Genomic DNA, 22715 nt, shown 5'->3' with positions numbered 1-22715 from the left:
AAGGCAGACAGTTATGAATTATGTGGCGAAGCAGATAAAAATCGGTTTTTCAGGCGTGCAGGTCCTTCATGGTGTGGATTTCAGCGTAAAACCTGGTGAAATTCACGCCCTTCTCGGCCATAACGGCGCGGGTAAATCAACGCTGCTGAAAATACTGGCTGGTGTCAATATGCCGGATAACGGGGAGCTGATGATTGGTGCTACGCCGGTGCGCCTTGCATCGCCACGTGATGCGCTCAGCCACGGTATTGCTTGCGTCTACCAGGAACTCCGGCTTATTCCCGGTATGAGCGTATGGCAGAACCTTTTCCTCGGGCGTGAGCGCCGCAAGCGCAACGGTTTTACCGATGATGTCAGCATGATTGCACATACTGAGAAAGTACTGAGTGATTACCACCTGGATTTCAGCGCGACCGATCTTGTCAGGGACCTCTCTCATCCGGACAAGCAGATGCTGGAAGTGGTCTCTAATCTCGATCGTGACGCACGTTTTCTTTTTCTCGATGAACCGACGACCGCGCTGGAGGGTGCGCAGGCAGACGCGCTGCTACAGGCCGTACAGCGCATTGCGCGCGAGAAACAGATTGGCGTGGTACTGGTATCGCATAAGCTGGACGAGGTACTGGGCGTCTGCGATGAGGCTACCGTGATGTGCAGCGGCCGCGTGATTTATAACGAAGTTAAAAAAACGCTGAGCAAGAGCGCCATTATCGACGCAATCGTGGGCAACGCAAATGCTTATCAGGCTCCCTCAAACAGCCGCGGCCTGATCCGGGGGGCGCTGGGTAAACCCTGGCTGTCGGTGAATAACCTGCATACGGATCGCCTTAAAGGTGTGAACCTTGAAGCGTACCGCGGGGAGATTCTTGGAGTCTATGGACTGGCCGGTGCAGGCCGTACGCGCCTGTGCCAGACGCTGTTTGGACTGGAAACCGTCACCGGTGGTGAAATCCGGGTGGGACACAGGGAATATCATCCCTCATCACCTGTAAAGGCCATTTCCCGTGGCATTGCCTACCTGACCGAGGAGCGTAAAAAGGACGGGTTTATTCCCCAGATGTCGAGCTATGCTAACGCGACGCTGCCGGTTCTGAAAAAATTCCGCTCCGGTGGTTTTGTGAGTCACGGCGCGGCGCGGCAGGCTGCCTCAGAACTGCTGGGCAAAATGAATACGCGGGGATCGCTGGATGGACCGATTAAGGCCCTCTCTGGCGGGAATCAGCAAAAGGTACTGCTGGCCCGGGTTATTGCTCAAAACGCGGACCTGGTGTTGCTGGATGAACCAACTAAAGGTGTCGATATTGGTGCGAAAGCGGACATCTACCGCATCATCCATCAGCTGGCGGATAAAGGCTGCTGCGTTATCGTGGTATCGAGCGAGGAAGAGGAACTGCTGGACGTAGCGGACAACATCACGGTATTCCGCCACGGTAAATGTGATGGCGTGATTGTCCCGGCAAAGGAGCTTAAACCTGCAGACCTGCGCAAAGCTGCATGGGAACACGCTGAACCTTAAATCATCCCCTCTGGCACCTGATGCCAGTCAGGCTGCCAGCCTGACTGGCAGTTTTGCTTCCCCACCTGTTCTACCCCTGAATATACGATCCGCAGTGGGTCGCTGAGCAGACGCCGTTTCCGGCAGCAGAAGGCTGTCGATATATATCCCTGTAAATGGTAAGTGTGATGGTTGAAATTCACCCACCCGAACAAATATCAGGCTGTTGAACGCGGTTACGCGGTGTAGCCACGAAGGAGAGTCACATGGCAGACTTTTATATCTCGGGTATACGCAGGGACAGTACAGGGCAGCACATTCAGTACGTTAAAATCATCAAAGCTGGCAAGGGAAATAAAGACGCCTCAATCAACTCGCGACAGTTTGTTGCCGAGCTGATAAAGGCCGATAAGGCGACGTTTAAGACGATCACGCTTGTTAACGGGCAGTGGGTTTATGGCGCGAATGTTCACGTCATAGACGATATTTACCTTACGACTGATCCGAATAGTACGACACGCGATAATCTCGGCAACCTGCCGGTCTTTTAAAAGTGTGCCATGCACAGAGCGCTTACGGAGAAGCGCTCTCTGACGTCATTCAAGGTCAGCGTGCCGTGCAGCCATGGTTTTGCTGGTTTCTCCCAGCTGAGCCATCAGTTCAAGCACAATCGCATCGTAAGTTATGAAACAGAGCTGCTCAAATGCAGAGCCCATCGGCTGGGAAAACGGTACCGGATTGTGATCGTTTTCCTTTGTCACTGCACCAGGTAAAACCAGTATGCTGTCGGCCAGTCTGGCAATTGACGAGTCTTTCTTCATAGTCACCAGCGCCACACCGACGCCACTTTCAGCAGCCTTTTGCGCGAGGTTTTTAAGGCTGCCGGTTTCGCCACTGCCGGAACCAATAATCAACAGGTCACCCGGACGGGCACGTGGAGACGAAATGTCTCCCACCACGCTCACGGAGAATCCCAGATGCATTAACCGGTTAGCAAACCCCCTGATTGCAACTCCGCTGCGTCCGGCTCCCTGCAGAAAAATGTGTCCCGCACTGCGGATACGGGCGATCAGCTGCATCGCCTGATCCTCATCAATTTTCTGCGCATTTTGCTCTAATTCACTGAGGATGCTTCGTGTGTATTCCTGTACGCTCATTTTCAGCTCCCGGTCAGGCAATGGTACGGCCGCCATCCATAAGGATGGTCTGTCCCTGGATGTAGGAGTTTGATTTATCAGCGAGAAAAATGGCCAGGTTTGCCACGTCATCAATGGTGCCCAAGCGGCGGACCGGAATTTTTTCCAGCACCGCATCCAGATCGGCCTGCGTCGGATAGTTAACACGCATCATTTCGCCGGTATCAATCAGGCGGGGTGCAATAGCGTTAACGTTAACGCCTCTCGGTCCAAGCTCTTTTGCCAGGCCGCGGATAAGCCCCTCCCCGCCTGCTTTGCTCGCCGGATAGCTCACGCCGCCGCCGGTTCCTGACAGCGCTGAACCGGAAGAAATGTATACAATTGATCCCTGATTGGTGAGAAAATCATCGTAAAAAGCCTTAACGGTATTGAACAAGCCGGTCAGATTGATGGAGAGGGTCTTATTCCACTCCTCAAAAGAGATATCCTTGACCCGGTTAGCGAAGGCTACACCTGCATTCAGCACCAGAACGTCGATGCGGCCATACGCTGCAAAAACCTTATTACGCGCATCGACCAGAGCCTTCGGGTCAGATACATCCGTTCTGATGAAAAGTGATTTTACATCGCCGGACGTCAGTTCTTCAGCGGTTCTGATACCGTTGGCTTCATTGTAATCAGCGATGACGGTGTGGGCACCACGATCCGCGAACTGTTTTGCAATCCCTTTTCCGATACCGTGCGCACCGCCAGTGATAAACACAACCTTTCCTGCAAAATTACCCATCAGCATTTTCTCCTGAATTTTTACGACCGGGAAGGACGTTCCCAGCCGGATGACCTGAATCACGAATGCTTATGCAATCAACTTTTCTTTGATAAAGGCTTGAATCAGTTCATAGCAGCTTTTAATTCCCGGTAGCTCGATTCCGGGTTCTCATTAAACAGTGCGCCGCCGACGACAATTAAATCCGCACCGGCTTCCCGGACTTTTTTTGCTATTGCAAGGTTAATGCCGCCATCGACTTCAATCAGGATATTCCGGCCGGCGACCATTTCCCGTGTATTCCTGATTTTCTCCAGGCTTTTTTCAATAAAGACCTGGCCTGGCTGTCCCGGATTAATGGTCATGATGAGAATGTAATCGATATCGTCCAGCAGATAGGTCAGTACGTTTTCAGACGTACCCGGATTAATTACCACCCCGGCTTTACGTCCGGCCTGGCGGATCTTCTGTAAAATAAAATGCACGTGCGGAGTTGATTCATAATGTACGGAAATCATTTCCGCACCGGTACTGATAACGTCATCAATATGTCTTTGCGGATCTGCCAGCATCATATGTACATCAAATTTCATTTTGCTGACTTTTTTCATTGCAGATATCTGGTTTGGACCAAATGCGATATTACTGACATAAGAACCGTCCATTAAATCAACGTGCAGTATGTCGGTATTTTCATTTTCCAGAAACCGGATCTCATCCTGCAGTCGCAGGATATTTGCCCCGAAAATTGACGGTAAAATCTGTGCCATGGTAAGCAAACCTCATTGTTCAAATCAGTGGAATACCGTGCTCAGCCAGTACGTCAGTACTTCCCACGGGCCGGTCAGTACAAAGTCAGTGCCCTGCCCCTGTACACCCACGCCGGCACCGTGCAGGAACTGCGTTGCGCCTGGCGCCACATAGCCGCCTAAATACATAACAACAATGCTGAACAGTAAGGTGGAGATAACGGCGCGGATGACGTTTCCGTTACTGGCCATCACGGTCATGGTTGTCATATAGATGATCGACATCAGCACACCGATGGGAAAAATCATGATGCCCGGAAATACCAGTGCGCAGAGCATGGTCAGCGGAATGGTGATAACGGTAACGGTAACGGTGGCCGGGTCGCCCAGCGCCAGCGCACAGTCCATACCAATGTTCAACTCCGCGTCCTTGCCCATCTGCTTCTGCATAATTTCTTTGGCGCTTTTGCCAATCGGAGACAGACCTTCCATCAGCACGCCCACAACTTTGGGCAGCAGTACCATGACTGCGGCAACGCCCATTGCCATGGGCACAATAGTTGTCACGGGCTGACGGGTAAGGATCCCGAGCAGGCACCCGACCATGACGCCAATAATGGCGGGCTCACCAAATACTCCCAGTCGTTTCTGCACGCTTTCCAGGTCGAGGTCGAGTCTGTTCAGACCAGGAATCACGTCGATAATTTTATTGACCAGCAGCGCAAAAGGTAATGTCCAGCCAATGTGGATCATGGTGGTGCAGGTCGTTCCTTCCAGACCGTAGTATTTCTGCCAGCGGGGAGCTATTAAATCACCGATAAACAGCGCGATGACGCTCAGGGTCACGGCTACGCCAAAACCGATAAAGAAACTGTCAAACACGAAGTAAGCCAGCGCACCAGGAACGAGGAAGTGCATATAGTTCCAGATATCCACGTTAAGCGTTCTGGTTAACTTCAGGCGCACAAGCAGCAAGTTTAGAATGATACCGACAGGCACAACCAGAGCGGCAAAAGGTGCAACCCATGCCGCTGCGCCTACTGCGGGCCATCCAATATCGGCAACGGTAAATCCGCTGCCGATTTTTGAATAATAGGCGATGGCAGGCTGCAGAGAGGTGCTCAGCAGGTTAACAACCAGACCCAGTCCAATAAAGCCGATACCGACAGTAATGCCTGATTTGATGGCCGCTCCGACTTTCATGCGGAAAACCAGGCCTAAAATAAAGATGACCAGTGGCAGGATAGCTGTAGCACCCATACCTGTTATCGTCAGCATTATGCTTTTTAACATTTCCATCCTGACACCCTCTTTATCTGTTATTATTTCCGGGTCAGCTTAGTTAGTAATTCACCCAGTTTTTTTCGCAGCGCACCTTCATTAATTCCGGTGATAAAACCCGCGACACTCAAGTGAGGCTTCCCAATATCACCTTTATAATTATTCGTTGTTAGAACAACGTCGGCATGCTGCAATTCTGAAGGCAGTTCTGACATGCTGCATTTGTTTATTTTGTACTGAGAGATACCGTATTCAGCACAAACAGATTTAACCTCATCAGCAGCAAGTGTTGAGGTGGCGACTCCGCTTCCGCAGGCGACGAGAATAGTGATCATAATTTTGCTCCGGTAAGGTTATTGCATGATTTCTGAAATAAATAATGCTTCAGCTTTTTCAGACGGCAGTTCCAGGAGATTCTGATAGAAACCTTTGTTCTGCAGCTTGCTGAACAGGGATTTCAACAGCTGCAACTGATTAGACGGGTTGGTAACCACTAAATTGATGACAAGTCGTACCGGTAATTTATCATCGCCATCAGCCTGACCGACCTCAACGGGTTCAGCCAGACGAATAATGTAAACAGAAGGTTTGTTGGCATGCGTGCTGTCACAGTGCGGGATCGCCACAGAATAGCCATCAAGCAAAATACCAGTCGGGTACTTGGCTTCACGCTCGCGTAGTGCCTCCAGATAGGTATCCTTCACTGTCCCCGCAGCATTCTGCCGTTCATGAATATGTTGCAGCACCTCGTCATAACGTTTGAAGTCGCCGCCATCGGTGACGCTTATAAGCACTGTATTCATAACTTCTCCCGGTAGCTTATTTTCGCTCAAATGAGCGTAAGTATTTATACATATGAGCATATATAGCATGCCGGTGTTTTGCGGAAACAAGCAGAGAGCAAAAGTTGTAGGTCGATCACAGTAATAAACAACAGAGCATAATATCAAATGCTCATATGAGCATTTAGAATCAAGGGATTTAATCCTCTATCTCATGATAAGCAATTGAATTTAATTAATAAATATATCTGATTTCGACTAACGCGCTGTTTTGCAAGATGCCTTTTACGACAGTGCCTGAAATTACGGAGGATTAAGTAAGCGAACGGTCAAACAACTGCAGGCATAATGAACGGAAATCTGGGGGGCAGGATTCTCTGCGTTATTTAGGTCGATGACGCTGTGGCGGAAGGTTTGAGAACAAGGAGATCGCGGGCGCAAGCAGCGCCCCGTATGGAAGGAGATATCGGTTTTTCCTGACTTATTAGGAGTTGACCAGCTTTACCGCAGTATCAAAGTCTGTTATTAGCACATCAAGCAAGCCTGACTTTAGAGAGGCAACGATACCTTCGTACTTCTGCTCTCCTCCCGCCACACCAATTACTGTTTTCGCGCTACGTAGTTGCTCAGTGGAAATACCGAATCCAAGCCGGCTTATCGGGCTGTCAAGGATCTCCCCTTTACTGTTGACAAGCGTGATGCACACATCAGCCGCGATGTCCTCACGGAAAAGTGGCGTCTGCCATTCTTCAGGAAATATGTCACACAGGCTTGACGAGCCGGTTTTCCAGGCGCCAATACCAGTAATAACGACGTCCAGGCACGAATAATACTGCTGGGTGTCAACCACTGCAGGGTCGCTGGCCAGCTTTTCTGCCAGACTTTCATCATCCACCCACATGGGGACATACATAGGATGTGCCTTTCCCTGAGAGATTGCTGCCAGGCGGTGTATGAGGTCTATCGGGCCCTGACTGAATTCGATACCCGGATGCACGCCTGAAAGCTGCACAATATCTAATGCAGGCAGGCTGTTCAGCTGACTGACGGTACTGGACAGAACGCGTCCCCACGCAATACCCACCTTCATACCTTCGGCCAGGTAATTGCCCAGATAGCTGGCTGTGATGCCACCCAGCTTCTCATTGAGCTCTTCCTGGCTGCTCCAGGATTCTGATACAGAAAGCACGACGGCTTTCTGCAGGGCGTATTTCTCGCAGATATTATGAGCCACTTCTTCATCAAGCATCTGCTGTTTGGGAAAAAGAAACTTAACGTATTCCTGCTCGATCGCCTCATCGATCAGGCGAGCGGCCTTGAATCGTGAGATCTCAAGTTCTTCGGCAATTTCTGTTTTGGTCTTCATCTCAACAAAATAACGGCGAACGACCAGAGAATAGATGTAGCGGGGGTCATAACCTGACCAGCGGCTGTTTTTCATACGTTTAGGCATGGCGAAATCCGTTTTAACTGAAAGGTAGATTCAAAAAGGTTAATCTATCGCCCCTGATTTTAATCAAAAGAGTACACTTTTATACGCTCATTTGGTATTTACTGGAGTGCTTTCTTACTGCTGTGTGATAGGCAACACACATACTGTACTTGGTTGGAAAAGCTGGCTGGCATTTTACCTACGCGTACGGATGCCACAGGTACACTTCAGAGCCGGAATCCAAGATAAAGGTAATTGAAAACAGTTTACCCGAAATGAGCTCTTTTCAGTAAAGCAGTAACGCTTGGGCAATGTAAATGTAACATCTTCACCAGGCAGGTTTTTTTATATGCTTAACAGATTAAGGTAAGAAGTGTTTTGCACAATTTATGTCCGGTAATCAGATACGGTCTATAGCCCGTTCTGTCACCGCCGGGTTACGGAAATCACAGGCACTAATTTCGGTAAGATGATTAATGAATATCCGCAAAAAGCCTTCCAATGAACTTCATACATCAGCTGTTACTCCTGAAAGGGGAATGCCCAAGGCTCTCATCAGATGGCTTTTTTCATCAGCTTTCCTGAGCTTTCCACAGGCTGCTGGTCCCATTGCATTCTCATTGCTTGCACTCAGTATCACAGGCGACAGCAGAGGCGGGGCAGCGATGATCCTTGCCATGACGATTGCTCAGGTTATTGGCGTGATCCCGTTCACACGTCTGGGGAACCGCTTTAACTCGGTCACTTACTTCCAGCTACTGACGCTGACTCGTTCTATGGTTTTATTCTGCATAGTACTGGCATCATGGTATAAACTGCCTTTTCCGGTATTAGTCATACTTGCCAGCTTGGCCGGACTGGTAAATGGTGCGGCTCAGGGATATTTAAGGGTGATACTAAACCACGTGGTTAACGCAAACCGTTTACCACGTGGGCTGGGTATGGCCGCGACTCTGAATGAGATGGTTTTTGTTCTGGCTCCCGTGGCTGCATCAGGACTGGGAAGCATCTCCCCGGTGTTTTCTCTGCTTGTCATTACCGCTCTGGGTATACTTCCCGCGATTCTCATTCCCCGGCTTAATATCCGGAGCTCACCTTCCGTGGTTAAAACCCAACAAAGAGCACTGACAAGACCCGTTGCTTTGGTGCTTATATGCTCTACTGCAGCTGAGGCAACCGTCGCCGCCGTTGAGATAGGTGCTGTGGCGTTAGCCCTGAACTTCCGGTATGAGCCAGTTTATGCCATTTTGTTCACCGTTCCCTTGTGTCTTGCCTCTGTCCTAGGAGGAGTCTGGGTCAGTATCCGCAACCGGATGTCTCCACCCGGCACAGTACTTTTACATCTGTGCCTGATGATGCTAGGGGCTTTGATGGTTACTGTTAATTTCTCCGCCATTACAACCATTGTGGGTGTGATGTGTATTGGCTCTGTCATTGCCCCACTTGGAACACATTTTTCGCTTGTACTCGATGAAATGTCTCCTCCGCATCTGAAAGCCGAGGTCTTCGCCTTACTGCGAACTTCCAATGCCATTGGTGTGATCTTTGCGAGTGCCCTTCTGACTGTCACATCGCTGTCATTATCACTGCTGATGATTACGGTTTTTATTGGGATAGTCGCTTCAGGAATGGCTGTTGCAGTGCTTGGTAAAAAAAGGGTGGTTGAGACTAATTGTAAATAACACCTCAAACAGTAAGGCACATTGATTAATCGAAGACACAACACATTTCAGAAAATTATCATAAGATTAGTAAGAGTAAAGTCGGCAAATGGGTGTCATTTATTAAGCCTACAGAAAAGCATTTTTCGCTTCTGGCACGAAACAGACCAGTGTACTTTAAGGTCCGCTATGAATGAGAAGCAGACCTGCTTGCTAAAAGATTTCAGAAGTAATCGGGCCTGAACGAAAATATGAGTAAAACCAGTGCGCGATAATCAATGAGGATCGGGTCACTGGGACTGGCATGAATTTTACCCTGGCCCGGGCAAAGAGGCTGTATGGTTTTATCAAGCCAGATGACAAAAAATTTCAAACGAATGTTCGCGATCAACAACCATTTTGATTGCATTTATTTTGAACTATTCCGGATAACGTATAAAGCTTATGGGCACCTCTCTTTTTAATCACCTTAAATGACTCGGAGGTGTATGTCAGAACTGTATTCATATAGGCCTCTCGTACTGCAAAAAATTATTGCGGCCATCCTGCACTATTTTTTTACGCTCAAATCAATATTACCAAAGTAGCGGTTTTTAAGCTTTTGGTAAGTTCCATCATTGATGATATTTTGTAGGCCTGTGTTGATTAACCTTTTAGTCTGCTCGTCATTTTTACGAATTCCATAGGCCGATCCTGCGCTGAACAAATTATCATCGGTGACCTCTGGCCCTTTAAGTTCAAAATCCTTCCCTTCCGGCGTTTGTAAAAAACCAAACGTAATACCTACTGAGGGGCTCAGCGAGCCGTCGACACGGCCTGCATGTAAGTCCTGATAGATGGCATCCTGATCAGGATAACTCTTTATGTTTACCCCAGCCGGAAGCCAGTACTTGTTGGCATAAGCCTCCTGGATTGACCCCTGCTGGACAGCAATATTTTTCCCCCTCAACTCATCAGCTCGAGGAAAGAGGTAAAGATTTTTTCGGCCTACAAGTTGTGTTGGCACATGAAAAACATAATCGCTGAAATCAATGGATTTCATCCTTTTGGATGTAACGCCTAGCGGAGAAATCACATCGATTTTTTTTGCCAGAAGTGCAGGAATCTGAGCGTCAAACGTATTGACCACGTAGTCACATTTTGCATTGATTGATTTGCAAAGGGCGTTGGTCAAGTCAATTTCGAATCCTGCAGGATGCCCTGTTTTGTCAGTACTTTGAAAGGGAGGATAAGTCAAGTCAACCCCAACACGTAATGACAGCTGATTCGCAAAAACTACTGGTGACAAAGACAGAATAACAATAAAGGGCAGCCAATTTTTTATGCTAAACACGCTAGTTATTCCTATTAGATTCATGGGATTATCAGATTAAAAGCTGCGACCTCAACTCGTCAAAATTAAGTTTTAGCCAAAACTCCCTGACTGACAACAAAGCTGAATGTCATTCTCTTAATCTGACCTAACAAAAAATTTAATCTACATGATTTATTATAACATTAAGTGACTATTTCATTGCAAAATGTAAATAACTCAACACTGATTTTTAGATACATGAGTACAAAATCCCCGTACCAAAACACCTCAATTTATGACGTATTTTCTGCTTACATGCCTGAAGGGAAAATTAATAGGTTAAGATTATTTTCCTATGTATTACATTAACATAAATTATTTTGTTGAGTCTTATGGGGATGTGTCACCATTGTGTTTAAAACCAAATTATGGGGTCTTTTCAAAAAGCATAACAGGATGCACCTAAGGGAAATTATGGAGCTTATTAAGCGTACTAAAGCGTTCAGTCAAACCAGATAATTAGAACGATCATGATATAGAATGGTCTTTAAGAAGGATTTGTGGCTTACGTCACGAAATTTCTCTCAATTCAGAAATGCTGGAGTGATGACCGATATGAACCCTGCGCTGAAACAACTTAATCCCTATCCGTTTGAAAAACTTCGAGCTTTACTGGCTGGGATTCAACCTAATGAAAATCTCGCGCCGATATCACTGTCAATCGGAGAGCCTAAACATCCGGCGCCTGATCTGGTCAAACAAGTGCTTATTGCCAGCCTCGACAAAATGTCGGTGTATCCCGCAACCTTTGGTATTCCTGCATTGCGCGAGGTAATTATAAACTGGTGTGAAAGGAGGTTTGGCGTCCCAAAGGGGTGGCTTGATGCCAGCCGTCACGTTCTTCCGGTAAACGGGACACGGGAAGCATTATTTGCCTTTACCCAGGCGGTTGTTGAACCAAATGTAGAAGGCTTGGTGGTCAGCCCAAACCCTTTCTATCAGATATATGAAGGTGCTGCTATTCTGGCGGGCGCGGCTCCGCATTACTTGCCATGCCTTGAGTGTAACAATTTTATTCCTGATTTCGATGCTGTTACAGCGGATATCTGGACACGTTGTCAAATTGTATTCCTGTGTTCTCCCGGCAATCCTACCGGTGCACTTATCCCTCTCGAAACGCTGAAGTCACTCATTAGCCTCGCTGATAGATACGATTTTATTATTGCTGCTGATGAATGCTACAGCGAACTGTACTTTGACGAGCTGGCGCCCCCTCCGGGCTTATTGACCGCCTGCGCAGAACTGGGTCGTAGCGATTTCAAGCGTTGTGTTGTTTTCCACAGTCTTTCAAAACGATCGAACCTGCCGGGTCTTCGGTCTGGATTTGTGGCTGGCGATGCAGAAATTCTCAAAGCATTTTTACTCTATCGCACATACCATGGTTGCGCGATGCCGATGTATAGCCAGCTCGCAAGCATCACTGCCTGGCAGGATGAGGCACATGTTCGCGACAATCGTTCTCTTTATCGGGAAAAGTTCGATGCTGTTCTGGAGATTCTGACCCCCATTCTTAAGGTAAAAAAGCCTGACGGAGGCTTCTATCTTTGGGCAGAGGTTCCTGGTGATGATACAGATTTTTGCCGGCAACTCTTTGGTCATGCTCATGTTACCGTCATCCCTGGCTCCTATCTCTCCCGAGAGGTTGATGGCATCAATCCTGGCTCAGGCTGGGTTCGAATGGCATTAGTTGCACCTGTTGCGGAGTGCGTGGAGGCGGCAACACGCATTAGGGATTTTCTGTCTATCTATAGTATGTAAGCAGTAACAGCATTTATTTTAAACTTTAACTAGTCGGTGGTATCAGCTCATCTTCGACATCAGAAACCATCGGCTGTCATTACCTCTCTTTGGTCATATTTTAAGCAAAAAAAGCTCATCTAAAAGTCATGAAAATCTCATTTTTTTACACTGTTACCTTACCACGTTCAATTTATAGTCAACACTTTGCCCGATATTTACATGCTTTTTGTGCTGTATTAATTCTTTCAGCTCTTTTATGGATGGCACCAGGTGTAGCAAAAGCCCGGGATACTCCAGACGGCTTTGCCAATGGTGTATCAGGAGGAGGCAGTGCCCCCCCTGTTGAGCCAACTACCACAGACGACCTTAAAAAGGCATTGTGCGCTACCTATGACAAACAGGGGAACTGTGTCGATGACAGGCCCCGGGTCGTTAATCTTGACCATATATTCGATTTTCGTGGCACTGTGATGCTAAATGGTAAATCCACAACAACTGAAATTGGATGTATGGCAAATGTCTGCCCTAAGGGCGATGGGCAGTGGGCACTCAACGGCGCAAATCATTTTTGTTACGCCAAAGCCCCAGTTAAGGTGACTTATGACAATGCCGGTTTGCAACGTCTCAAAGTAGGATCAAATAAAACGCTTATCGGATTGGGTTCTCATGCGGGAATCAAAGGGATGGGGCTTTACTTAGGCGGCGTTCACAATGTAATTATACGCAACCTTACGTTGTCGGATATTAACCCTCGTATCGTCTGGGGAGGGGATGCCCTGACAATTGATAATGCGAAAGGTATATGGGTTGACCATAACACCTTTGCGCGCATTGGACGGCAAATGATAGTTACGGGCTGGGGATCGGCCTCCCAAGTCACAATTTCAGATAATGAGTTTGATGGCCGGACCCACTATTCAGCGACCTGTGACGGCCATCATTACTGGGTATGGTTGTTCCTTGGACATCACGACACATTAACAGTAACAAGAAATTATATTCATGATACGTCTGGCCGCGCCCCTCATTCAGGAGGGATGAACAATGCCGATATCCTCGTTCAACTGGTTAACAATGTATTTTTAAATCTCACTTATCAAGGGGCGATAATGTCGCGCACGGCCTCTTCACACATTCTCGCAGAAGGTAACGTTTTCAACAGGGTGACTCACCCTTTATTTAATGACCCTAAGCAGCCCGGGGATGCTTTCGCCCCCTTTTATCCTGTATCACGCTCCTCTGACAAGGCCTGTTTAAGCTATTTGGGAAGGGAATGTGCAGGAAATATGCAAACGTTTAGTGGAGAAGATTATCGGCCCCAGGATATCTCGGTACTTGAGGTATTTAAACCCTATCGCCAATACCTCGTCTCACCAATGCCTCCCGATATTACCAGCATACGAGTGCCACGCGAAGCCGGAGCTGGCCACTCTACTCCTAATAACATTCGATAATATACTCATTTAATTCATAATATAAACTTACAGGACTTCTCCGATGTCGCGTTTACTGTTGTGTATTTTTACCTTCTGCCTCTTAAGTGAGATAAATCATGCTCAGGCAGATGAGGACAATTTCGGGGTTTCCTATGCTAATCATGATGTGGTTTTAAATACTGGTGCCAACCTTATTTTTAGTGTGGACACTCGCAACGGAGACTTGGTTTCGATGCGGTATCGCGGAACCGAATTAAAGTCAGCCGAGCCTAAAGCCTCCCAGATCGCCTCCGGGTTGGGACACGCACATGTCGAGATTAAAAATCTTGGTGACGTCATTGTAGTCAGCGCCCAGTCAGGCGAGCTTATTCACTATTACATCGCCAAAAAAGGACGCGATGCCATCTATATGGCAACGTATGCCCCTGCCCCGATGCCGATGGGAGAACTGCGTTTTGTGACGCGCCTTGATGTGAAAAAATTCCCTAAAGCCGATTGGGGAACGGACTCTAACGTGGGGAAGCCTATTGAAGGTAAGGACATTTTTTTATTACCCGACGGGCGAACGAGTTCAAAATTCTATTCTGCTCGCCCGATGATTGATGACGATTTGCACGGTGTCCACGGCCCAGGCGTTGCCGTCTTTATGCTGATGGGGAACCGTGAACTGAGTTCTGGGGGACCTTTTTTTAGGGATATCGCCACTCAGAAAACGCCCTTTACACATGAGTTATACAATTACATGTATTCAAGTCACACCCAGACAGAGCCTTTTCGGGCAGGATTACATGGAATTTATGGGCTGCTTTTCACCTCTGGAGCTAGACCATCCTCCATATTAATGGATTTGGGGTTTATTGATTCCTCCCTTGGACTGAAAGGTTTTCTTGATAAGACAGGTCGCGGAAGCCTCTCTGGGCATGTTTCGGAAGTAAGAAATCTTTTTACCACCGTAGTAGGCCTTCGTAATGCTGCAGCCGAATACTGGACTCACGTAGACCTGAATGGCAACTTTATACTGACTGGCATACGTCCGGGACATTATCAGATAACGCTCTTTAGTAACGAACTTGAGGTGGCACAAAACTCAGCGGACATCCTCGCCAGACATAATACTGATATTGATTTATGGGCACGGAAACTTCCGAAACAGATGATATGGCAAATTGGCCAGCCAGATGGTACACCTTCGGGTTTTCGAAATGCTCGTTTGCTGATGTCTGCCCACCCTTCCGATCAACGCATGTCTCCCTGGAAAGCTGTTGATTACATTGTCGGAACCTCAAGTGAAAGTGACTTTCCCGCCGTACAATGGCGGGACATAAATACACCGACCCGCATCATTTTTAGACTAGGCAAAAACGAGGTTCGAGATCTCACATTACGTATCTTTACTACCCTTGCGCAGTTTGGCGGTCGTCCAGAAGTTAACGTAAACCAGCTCTGGAATGCTGATGTCCCACATGCTTCGATTCAGCCGCAGAGCCGGGGCATAACAAGAGGAACCTATCGAGGAAATAACACTTTTTATGACATCATCATTCCAGGCTCAGCGCTGCATTCTGGGTTAAATACCCTTAGCATTAGCGTTACCTCAGGACAAAAGGGAGAGGGATATCTGAGCCCCGCCTTTGTATATGACAGTATTGAGCTTTTCAGTAATCAAAAAGTTCAATGAAGCAAAGCTAAGGAGCCGCGAATCACAGATACTGCTTAAAAATGGCATCAATTTTTCTGGCGACATACGGTCGAATTTTACTTCCTGCCACAGATTTTGCCGAGTCCGAAATTGACCTAAATTAACTCAGGATTACCCACTAGGCTGAAACTTTTTTGTGCGTGACAACGGCAGCAGCATTGCAAACTTAGCATCTACAACAGGGACATAATGATCCTTGAACGCGTAAAAGAGCCCTCGTACAATTTCATAATTGTTGCTGAGGTTAAAGGAACGTTAAGAAAAGCTATGAACGATGGAAGTCCGTTTTGAGCGAAAAGCTGACATATTCAGCCTTTCCTTGCCCTGCATGGCTTTATCTGGTGATGAGCTTGACGTACCGCAGTATCATAATCCCTGCAACTTACCACCAGATAAAGCCGCCGGGTTTTAGAAAACACACTCACCGTTACTGACGCACTTTTCTGTTGTCAGCGGGATCGTCCCGCCTGAACCGTCAGACACGCCAAGTACCAGCACCTCTGACTTTTCAGGTCCCATTTTCATTGTACCCAGATTGATGATGCAGATTACCTGTGTACCCTGCAGATCTCCGGCTGAATAGTTAGTATACGCACCGCATGAAACCCGGGTTCCCAGCTCGGGACCCAGGTCAATCGTCATCCGCCAAGTGGGCTTTGATGTCTTACTCTCTTCAACCCTGATGATGGTACCGGCACGTATATCGAGAGCCGAAAATGAGTCAAATAACGCTTTATCTTTCATGATTATTCCCTTTCTGCGATTTCAAAATTTTCTTTCCGTTGCCGGAACAGAATGAAACGTAATTTTCCAGCCGGAACGGTGATGATCCCCAGACACGCTACTATCAGGCCAACGCCAGCCCATCCGGAAGGCGGCAGCCTTTCACCGACGAGCACAACGGCCAGCAGCGCGGCTATAACCGGCTCCAGCAGAGTGATCGTTGTTGCCATACTGGCCGGAATGCGTGCAAGTCCATAGCCATAGCAGACATAACCCAGAAACATCGGAACCAGCGCCATATAAATACCGACGGCGGCGTTGTTCCATGCCATCAGGAGCGGAGCTCCCGTCATCAGCAGTACAGGCATGAGCAGAATACCGCCTGCACCAAAGGTGACGCCCATCGCGGCGCGGGAGGCCACCCCGGCCTGCATTAACCGTCGCGCTGACCACGAGTAAAAGGCATAGGTGAAGCCGGCCAGCAGGCCAAGAAAAATCCCCGTCGTAGCATGATCATTTGCGGTACTGTTTCCGCTGCTTTCTGCCAGGCAGAGCAGCACCATGCCCGCAACGCCAACAGCCGCACCACTCATCCACTGCCTTGTCAGTCGGAGACCGTCAAGGCGGCATTCAATCAGGGCCGAAAGGATCGGTGCAGAGCCGATGGTAATAACCGTGCCGACCGTAACACCGGCGTAACGCATGGATGCATAAAAAGCGAGAGGATAAACCGCTACCGCCACTGCTCCGGTCAGCAGGAAATGCCAGTTCCGGGTTATCAGAGCGCGCTGGCGAATTATGGTTGCCGCAGCGATAAGCCCCTGCAGCAGGCCACCAATACCCATCGCCACCGCACCTACGGCCAGTGGGCTCAACCCGGGGGCGTAAGTCGCCGCTGTGCCGGTCGTTCCCCAGAGAACGGCTGCGATAAGCACACATGCCATGCCGCCAAGGCGTGGTCCCGAAGAAAGCATCAGTACGCCTCCATCATCTGCTCGGCAATGTTGCAGGCATGGGTCACGCAGTCACTGTTACCTTCAAGTCCGGCCCGTGAAATGCTGCCTTCCAGTAGAAAGGCAAAATGTCTCGCCATACTGCGTGCGCTTTCAGCTTTTCCATTCATCAGGTCAGTCAGATGCGCAGCCAGGATCGCTTCCACTTCCTCTTTGTGCTCAAGAACCGCCTGACGGCACGGTGCTCCGGCGGGAAGTTCTGCAGCTGCGTTCAGCAGGCCGCAGCCGCGAAAACCGTTCTCATAGGCATATTCAGCATGATCTTTATAAGCAGAGAAAACGGCCATCACCCGCTTTCTGGGCGTCATGGCCACTTCCAGCCGGTTTTTATACAAAGAAAGCCATTCTTCATGCCGTACCCTGAGGTAGGTCGCCACCAGTTCGTCTTTGGATGCAAAGTTGTTGTACAGGCTCTTTTTAGCAACACCGGCCCTTTTTAAAATGGCGTCAATCCCCGTCCCGTTAATGCCGTGGTCGTAAAAAAGTATGTGCGCAGCGCTGAGCAGTTTTTCGTAAGCGCTTTGAGAATATGGAGAAAAAGATGTCATGAGCGGCCTCTTTATATCGTAAGTAGGTATACCAGTATACCTACAAAAAAGCTGAAGTAACTAAAGTTTGGATTTTTCACGGATCCGTTATCCCTGATAAGCTGTTCTTGACCTGCCCCCAGGATTAAATACAAAACTCAGTTAGTAATGTCGGATCCTTCACTCTCAGAATTACCCTTTCTCCAGCTCGCTGCAAATTCAGAAGGCGTCTGATAATTCAGCGTGGAGTGCGGACGACATTCGTTATAATCCTGACGCCATTCGCTGATGGTTTTCCTGGCATGATTGACGTCGCTGAACCCGTGTTCATTCAGGCATTCATCGCGAAAGCGTCCGTTAAAACGCTCAATAAATCCGTTCTGTGTCGGCTTGCCGGGCTGGATAAGCCGCAGCTCCACTCCATGCTCAAAGGCCCACTGATCGAGCGCGCGGCAGGTGATCGGTTCTTATCGTAGCCGGACAGCCGCGAAACAGCGCAATGCTGTCCAGAATACGCGTGACCTGCACGCCTGAAATCCCGAAGGCAACAGTGACCGTCAGGCATTCCTTTGTGAAGTCATCGACGCAGGTAAAGCACTTGATCCTGCGACCAGTAGCCAGCGCATCCATGACGAAATCCATCGGCCAGGTCATGTTGGGCGCCGCCGGGCGGAGCAGCGGCAGACGTTCTGTTGCAAGCCCTTTACGACGACGTCTGCGTTTAACGCCCAGCCCGTTCAGATGATAAAGGCGGTACACGCGCTTGTGATTAACCAGAAGCCCTTCACGGCGCAGTAACTGCCATAAGCGGCGGTAGCCAAAACGCCTGCGCTCCAGTGCCAGTTCAGTAATGCGCCCTGATAAATGGGCATCAGCCGCCGGACGCTGAGCGTCATAGCGGCAGGTCGACAGGGACAAACCTGTGAGTCTGCAGGCACGACGTTGCGACAGACCGGTCGCATCACACATCAACACCACGACTTCGCGCTTCTGGTCTGTCGTCAGTACTTTCGCCCAGGAGCCACCTGAAGCGCTTCCTTATCCAGCATGGCCCCGGCGAGCAGCTTCCTGAGTCTGGCGTTCTCTTCCTCAAGTGACTTCAGGCGCTTAACCTCAGGCACCTCCATGCCGCCATACTTCTTACGCCAGGTATAAAACGTGGCGTCGGAAATGGCGTGCTTACGGCAGAGTTCCTGGGCAGAAACGCCGGCTTCAGCCTCGCGGAGAATACTGATGATCTGTTCGTCGGAAAAACGCTTCTTCATGGGGATGTCCTCATGTGGCTTATGAAGACATTACTGACATCGCGGTGTATTAATCAACGGGGAGCAGGTCAGGTCGATGCAACGCTATCCTTAACGGAGGAGGACGTTATCTAAGATAAATTTGCATGATTTTTGTCTTTTAAACCTCCAGATAGATTTTGGTTCTCATGATTTAACTGAGAAGAGTGATGGCGATTACTATCTCGTTTTTCCGGACAGGATCAGACGCTTCCCTGAGCATCAGGCTCAGTTTGTCTATTACCTTTAATCGGGTGACTGACTCCGCATCATAAAAAAGAGCTTCCACCGCCTTACCGATGTGACAATGCGGCACGCTGAGATCACACACTGACCACCTCACCGATAAATGACTGAAAGATGCAGCCAGATGTCGTTACAGACGGCTCTGGCTGCAGTATGGCTGTCAGAATGTTTCCCAGTTTGCTTCCGACGCCCTGAGGGATGAAGGGTGTTTTAACGACGGCGTGGACACCTTAACCTCCGGCATCAACAGGCCGGAAGCAGGAACACGGAACACGGCTACGGTTTTTTCAAGCTCATGAGCCTGATCCTCGAGGCTGCTGGCTGCTGCGGATGACTCTTCAACCAGCGCGGCATTCTGCTGAGTTGTGGTGTCCATCTCTGTCATGGCCTGCGCAATCTGGGTTATTCCGCGGTTCTGTTCGTCCGACGCAGCGGCAATTTCGCCCATGATGTCCCTGACCTGGGTCACAGACTTGACGATATCCTCCATCGTGACACCGGCACGGTTAACAAGTTCGGTACCGTTACTCACCCGGCTCAGTGACTCACTTATCAGCGCCTCGATTTCTTTTGCCGCAAGTGAACTGCGCTGTGCCAGATTTCGGACTTCACCGGCAACTACTGCGAATCCCCTCCCCTGTTCTCCCGCTCTTGCAGCCTCGACGGCGGCGTTAAGCGCCAGGATATTCGTCTGGAAAGCGATACCGTTAATGACGGAGATGATTTCGCCGATTTTACCTGAGCTCTGGCTGATCCCTCCCATCGTGCTGATCACGTCACTGATGATTTCCCCGCCGCGGCTGGCATTGTGTGACGCCTCAGTGGCCAGCTGGCTGGCGTGATGGGCATTTTCCGCATTCTGCTTAACGGTGGAGGTCAGCTCCTCCATACTGGCAGCAGTTTCAACCACCGCTGCCGACTGCTGTTCCGTGCGTGAAGACAGGTCGGTGTTACCCGCAGCAATCTCGGAGGAGGCGCGGGCGACGTTATTCACTCCGTCCCTGACACGGGAGATAATGTCACGCAGGCTCTGGTTCATCGCGCCCACGGCGGTCATCAGCTCGCCAAGCTCATCGGTGCGCGAGGTAGTGATGTCTGAGGTCAGATCACCTTCAGCAATGCGCTGTGCAGACGACAGCGTCTCTCTCAGCGGAACGGTGATACTTCGCGTCATTCGCCAGGCAATCAGGAGGCTGAGAACGATACAGGCGAGTGTTGCAAAACCGATCTGCCAGAGCGCGGTCCGGATATACTTCTCAGCCATCTCTGACTGAAAGAACGCGAGGTCCGTGATGGACTGGTTCAGCTTACCTGCCGCTGCGGTCATTTCATCTGAGGCCTGCTTTTCAGTCCGCACAGAAAGGAGATAATTATTCAGCAGTGCGGAGCCCGATGCCATTTTTTGCTCCACGTCCGCCACTACTGCGGCGAGCGCGCTGCCGGAAACGCCTCTGAGCTGGTTTACCTGCGGAGCAATGGCGTCCCTGACTTCACTGAATTTATCCAGCGTGGAAGCGTCCGGCTTTCTGATGAACTCCTGGACAAAAAATGCCGCCTGCTCTGTCCTGAAGCTGAGGGAAAGCAGGGGCGCAACAATGTCGGCAGGAGCCGAAGCCTGGCCGGTGGCCAGTTTTTCTCCCAGTGATGCCAGGCCCAGCGTGTGTATTTCGCTCAGCGCGCGCGCGGCACTGTCACTGCTCTCGAGAAAAGCCTGACGCTTTTCCTGATACTGCGTCAGGATACCGCTCAGAACAGAAAGCCTTTCCCCTCCTTCCGCCGACCAGGAGTATTTATTGAGACTGGTTCGTAATCCAAAAAGCTGATTCATCGCCTCGCCGTTAATCTCAATAAACTTTTTGTCGCGGGTGTACTGAAAAAGCGTGCGGTTAAGTCTGGCTTTCGCCAGCGTGTCGAGCATCTGAACGGTGACATCGCGCTTGGCCGAATTTTCCTGAATGCTTATAAAACAGCGAAACGCCAGCGCCGATATGATGACGGAGGCCAGTATGACCAGCGTGAATCCCAGTCCCAGTTTGCCGCCTATCTTTAAATCTGTAACTTTTCTTATAATATTCATTTGAATTACCCCGGAGTTGAATAGTACCCTGAGATTTATATCCTCTCAGGATTCAATCCGGTATCGGCCAGAAAGGTACATTATTTACACCTGTTTCCCGTGACTTTATAAAATAATCGTTTTCATTGATCAGAATCACTTAATCACCCCTTTACTGACAATGGTGATTAATTGTCTTTCAGGTTATTGTTTGGGCTCTAACTTTTATTCTTAACGGGTTGGGGTCAGATAAATAAAATTAAATAATATTTACACCATAAGCCAAACGAAACTGAACACATCAACTTAAAGCGTATAATCAGTAAAGCGCGGGATTCACAAAATAAAAAAGTAATTCCGCATTACCGTGCCGGAATGCAATGCATTTTCTGAAGATTTTGGGGTAAATTAAAGACAGGTCAGCCAGATTAAGCATCTTACTTACCGCCTCGCTTACTCGCATATTGCTTTTAAGCATAATTTAAACGTGCAGGTGACTGCTGGTGCCCGCCGCCAGAGAAGCCCGTAGCCACACAACTGGTTCGCCTCACCTCTTGAGTGGTTTTTTTGTATGCTAAAGTGCACATAAGAAACAGCGAAACCAGACACCTTGCCTCAGACTGCGAACGGTACTGTTCAGGATAAGCCGGGGTGCACTGCAGAATCCACTCTGTAACCAGAACCCTACTGATAAAGTGTTTCTGAAATTAAAGTATTTCAGCGACGGGTCGTTAATAATTACGTGCCCTCCCCGGGCCTTTTAAAATGAAATGTGAAACATTTGCTCCCGTACCTGAGGGAGCTTCTTTTCGCCAGGGCGCTTTAGCATTATAAAAAATTTAAAAATGCTCTTGCGCGGCGTTTTAGCCCGAACTGAACGCTAACATCTTCTTAATTCATTTCTGTTTACCCCTGCCGCACCCGTAAAGATGCATTCATCTGCTGCATTCGCGGATGGATTTCCTTGAATAAGGAAGCATGCCTGTCGCAGTGATAGTTAAAAGCATTGATTTGACGCTAAAGAAAAGAGATGACTGTGACGATAGTCTGGTAAAGAAGCACAACCACCGGAAAACCTGATAACCAAAAGAAAGTCCGGATAAAGTGTTGATAAAGGAAGCGCTCGCTTATTTTATACACACAATTAATTTTTACGTTGAATTTCACGTTCCGATAACTGCATTCACTGTCTAAAGCGACAGGAAAGCAGTGAACAGTATACAGGTATTTAGCAGGATATTTTTCACAGGAATAAACAGCTGAGTTATTCAGGAATGAAGAAATTCTCTGAGACAGGAAGGTCAGTTTGACCAGCTCGCCGCAGATTAGCACATAC

General features: G+C 48.8%; 18 protein-coding genes and 1 pseudogene. 6 read left to right on the top strand and 13 right to left on the bottom strand.

Annotated features, from left to right (window positions below; all coding sequences use genetic code 11):
* Positions 1 to 13 precede the first annotated feature (13 nt).
* On the top strand, positions 14 to 1516 hold the full coding sequence (locus tag C7433_RS20840) for a sugar ABC transporter ATP-binding protein (protein WP_019105527.1): 1503 nt from the start codon (positions 14 to 16) through the stop codon (positions 1514 to 1516).
* A 245-nt stretch (positions 1517 to 1761) separates the two neighbouring features.
* Positions 1762 to 2046 (top strand): DUF3892 domain-containing protein, encoded by a 285-nt coding sequence (locus tag C7433_RS20835; protein ID WP_019105526.1) that lies wholly within the window; start codon positions 1762 to 1764, stop codon positions 2044 to 2046.
* 45 nt (positions 2047 to 2091) lie between these two features.
* Here C7433_RS20835 and hxlB read toward each other — a convergent pair whose 3' ends face one another.
* From hxlB to C7433_RS20800, 7 genes are all read right to left on the bottom strand, one after another.
* Positions 2092 to 2652: a 6-phospho-3-hexuloisomerase gene (hxlB, locus tag C7433_RS20830; RefSeq protein ID WP_026020977.1), complete on the bottom strand. Its 561-nt coding sequence runs from the start codon at positions 2650 to 2652 to the stop codon at positions 2092 to 2094.
* Between the two features lie 13 nt (positions 2653 to 2665).
* A complete protein-coding gene (locus tag C7433_RS20825; RefSeq protein ID WP_026020976.1) occupies positions 2666 to 3418 on the bottom strand; it encodes an SDR family NAD(P)-dependent oxidoreductase in 753 nt (250 codons plus the stop codon).
* 104 nt (positions 3419 to 3522) lie between these two features.
* Positions 3523 to 4167 carry a ribulose-phosphate 3-epimerase gene (rpe, locus tag C7433_RS20820; RefSeq protein ID WP_019105523.1) on the bottom strand — a complete coding sequence of 215 codons (645 nt, stop codon included), beginning with the start codon at positions 4165 to 4167 and terminating at the stop codon, positions 3523 to 3525.
* 24 nt (positions 4168 to 4191) lie between these two features.
* Positions 4192 to 5445 (bottom strand): PTS transporter subunit IIC, encoded by a 1254-nt coding sequence (locus C7433_RS20815; RefSeq protein WP_019105522.1) that lies wholly within the window; start codon positions 5443 to 5445, stop codon positions 4192 to 4194.
* 23 nt (positions 5446 to 5468) lie between these two features.
* Positions 5469 to 5762: a PTS sugar transporter subunit IIB gene (locus C7433_RS20810; RefSeq protein ID WP_019105521.1), complete on the bottom strand. Its 294-nt coding sequence runs from the start codon at positions 5760 to 5762 to the stop codon at positions 5469 to 5471.
* An 18-nt stretch (positions 5763 to 5780) separates the two neighbouring features.
* Positions 5781 to 6230, bottom strand: a complete 450-nt coding sequence (gene gatA, locus C7433_RS20805) for a PTS galactitol transporter subunit IIA (RefSeq protein ID WP_019105520.1) — start codon at positions 6228 to 6230, stop codon at positions 5781 to 5783.
* Between the two features lie 463 nt (positions 6231 to 6693).
* Positions 6694 to 7662 (bottom strand): sugar-binding transcriptional regulator, encoded by a 969-nt coding sequence (locus C7433_RS20800; protein WP_019105519.1) that lies wholly within the window; start codon positions 7660 to 7662, stop codon positions 6694 to 6696.
* Positions 7663 to 8117: 455 nt separating this feature from the next.
* Here C7433_RS20800 and C7433_RS20795 point away from each other — a divergent pair, with 455 nt between their 5' ends.
* Positions 8118 to 9323: an MFS transporter gene (locus C7433_RS20795; protein WP_232285085.1), complete on the top strand. Its 1206-nt coding sequence runs from the start codon at positions 8118 to 8120 to the stop codon at positions 9321 to 9323.
* A 529-nt stretch (positions 9324 to 9852) separates the two neighbouring features.
* Here C7433_RS20795 and C7433_RS20785 read toward each other — a convergent pair.
* Positions 9853 to 10659 (bottom strand): transporter substrate-binding domain-containing protein, encoded by an 807-nt coding sequence (locus C7433_RS20785; RefSeq protein ID WP_019105516.1) that lies wholly within the window; start codon positions 10657 to 10659, stop codon positions 9853 to 9855.
* A gap of 543 nt (positions 10660 to 11202) precedes the next feature.
* Between C7433_RS20785 and dapC the strand changes: the two genes are divergently transcribed.
* The 3 genes from dapC to C7433_RS20770 all read left to right on the top strand — a co-directional run bounded on the left by dapC (position 11203) and on the right by C7433_RS20770 (position 15510).
* Complete coding sequence (gene dapC, locus C7433_RS20780; protein WP_019105515.1) at positions 11203 to 12414, top strand: succinyldiaminopimelate transaminase; 1212 nt, start codon at positions 11203 to 11205, stop codon at positions 12412 to 12414.
* 128 nt (positions 12415 to 12542) lie between these two features.
* Entirely contained in the window at positions 12543 to 13850 is a 1308-nt protein-coding gene (locus tag C7433_RS20775) for a right-handed parallel beta-helix repeat-containing protein (protein WP_232285084.1), read from the top strand.
* Positions 13851 to 13893: 43 nt separating this feature from the next.
* Positions 13894 to 15510, top strand: coding sequence for a rhamnogalacturonan lyase B N-terminal domain-containing protein (locus C7433_RS20770; protein ID WP_019105513.1), 1617 nt, complete (start codon positions 13894 to 13896; stop codon positions 15508 to 15510).
* Positions 15511 to 15939: 429 nt separating this feature from the next.
* Here the strand turns inward: C7433_RS20770 and C7433_RS20765 are convergent, their stop codons facing one another.
* From C7433_RS20765 to C7433_RS20740, 5 genes and pseudogenes are all read right to left on the bottom strand, one after another.
* A complete protein-coding gene (locus tag C7433_RS20765) occupies positions 15940 to 16275 on the bottom strand; it encodes a hypothetical protein (protein ID WP_019105511.1) in 336 nt (111 codons plus the stop codon).
* Between the two features lie 2 nt (positions 16276 to 16277).
* On the bottom strand, positions 16278 to 17228 hold the full coding sequence (locus tag C7433_RS20760; RefSeq protein WP_019105510.1) for a DMT family transporter: 951 nt from the start codon (positions 17226 to 17228) through the stop codon (positions 16278 to 16280).
* A complete protein-coding gene (locus C7433_RS20755; RefSeq protein ID WP_019105509.1) occupies positions 17228 to 17815 on the bottom strand; it encodes a TetR/AcrR family transcriptional regulator in 588 nt (195 codons plus the stop codon). Before C7433_RS20755 ends, C7433_RS20760 begins: the two co-directional genes overlap by 1 nt.
* Positions 17816 to 17952: 137 nt before the next feature.
* Positions 17953 to 19059: pseudogene (locus C7433_RS20750) on the bottom strand (IS3 family transposase).
* A gap of 424 nt (positions 19060 to 19483) precedes the next feature.
* Positions 19484 to 21400, bottom strand: a complete 1917-nt coding sequence (locus C7433_RS20740; RefSeq protein ID WP_105082675.1) for a methyl-accepting chemotaxis protein — start codon at positions 21398 to 21400, stop codon at positions 19484 to 19486.
* Positions 21401 to 22715 lie beyond the last annotated feature (1315 nt).

The sequence above is a fragment of the Pantoea sp. PNA 03-3 genome, assembly GCF_003201175.1.
In the GTDB taxonomy this organism is placed as follows: domain Bacteria; phylum Pseudomonadota; class Gammaproteobacteria; order Enterobacterales; family Enterobacteriaceae; genus Pantoea; species Pantoea stewartii.
The sequence above is the reverse complement of the archived record's forward strand: the minus strand, read 5'-3'. Positions and strand labels throughout refer to the sequence as shown.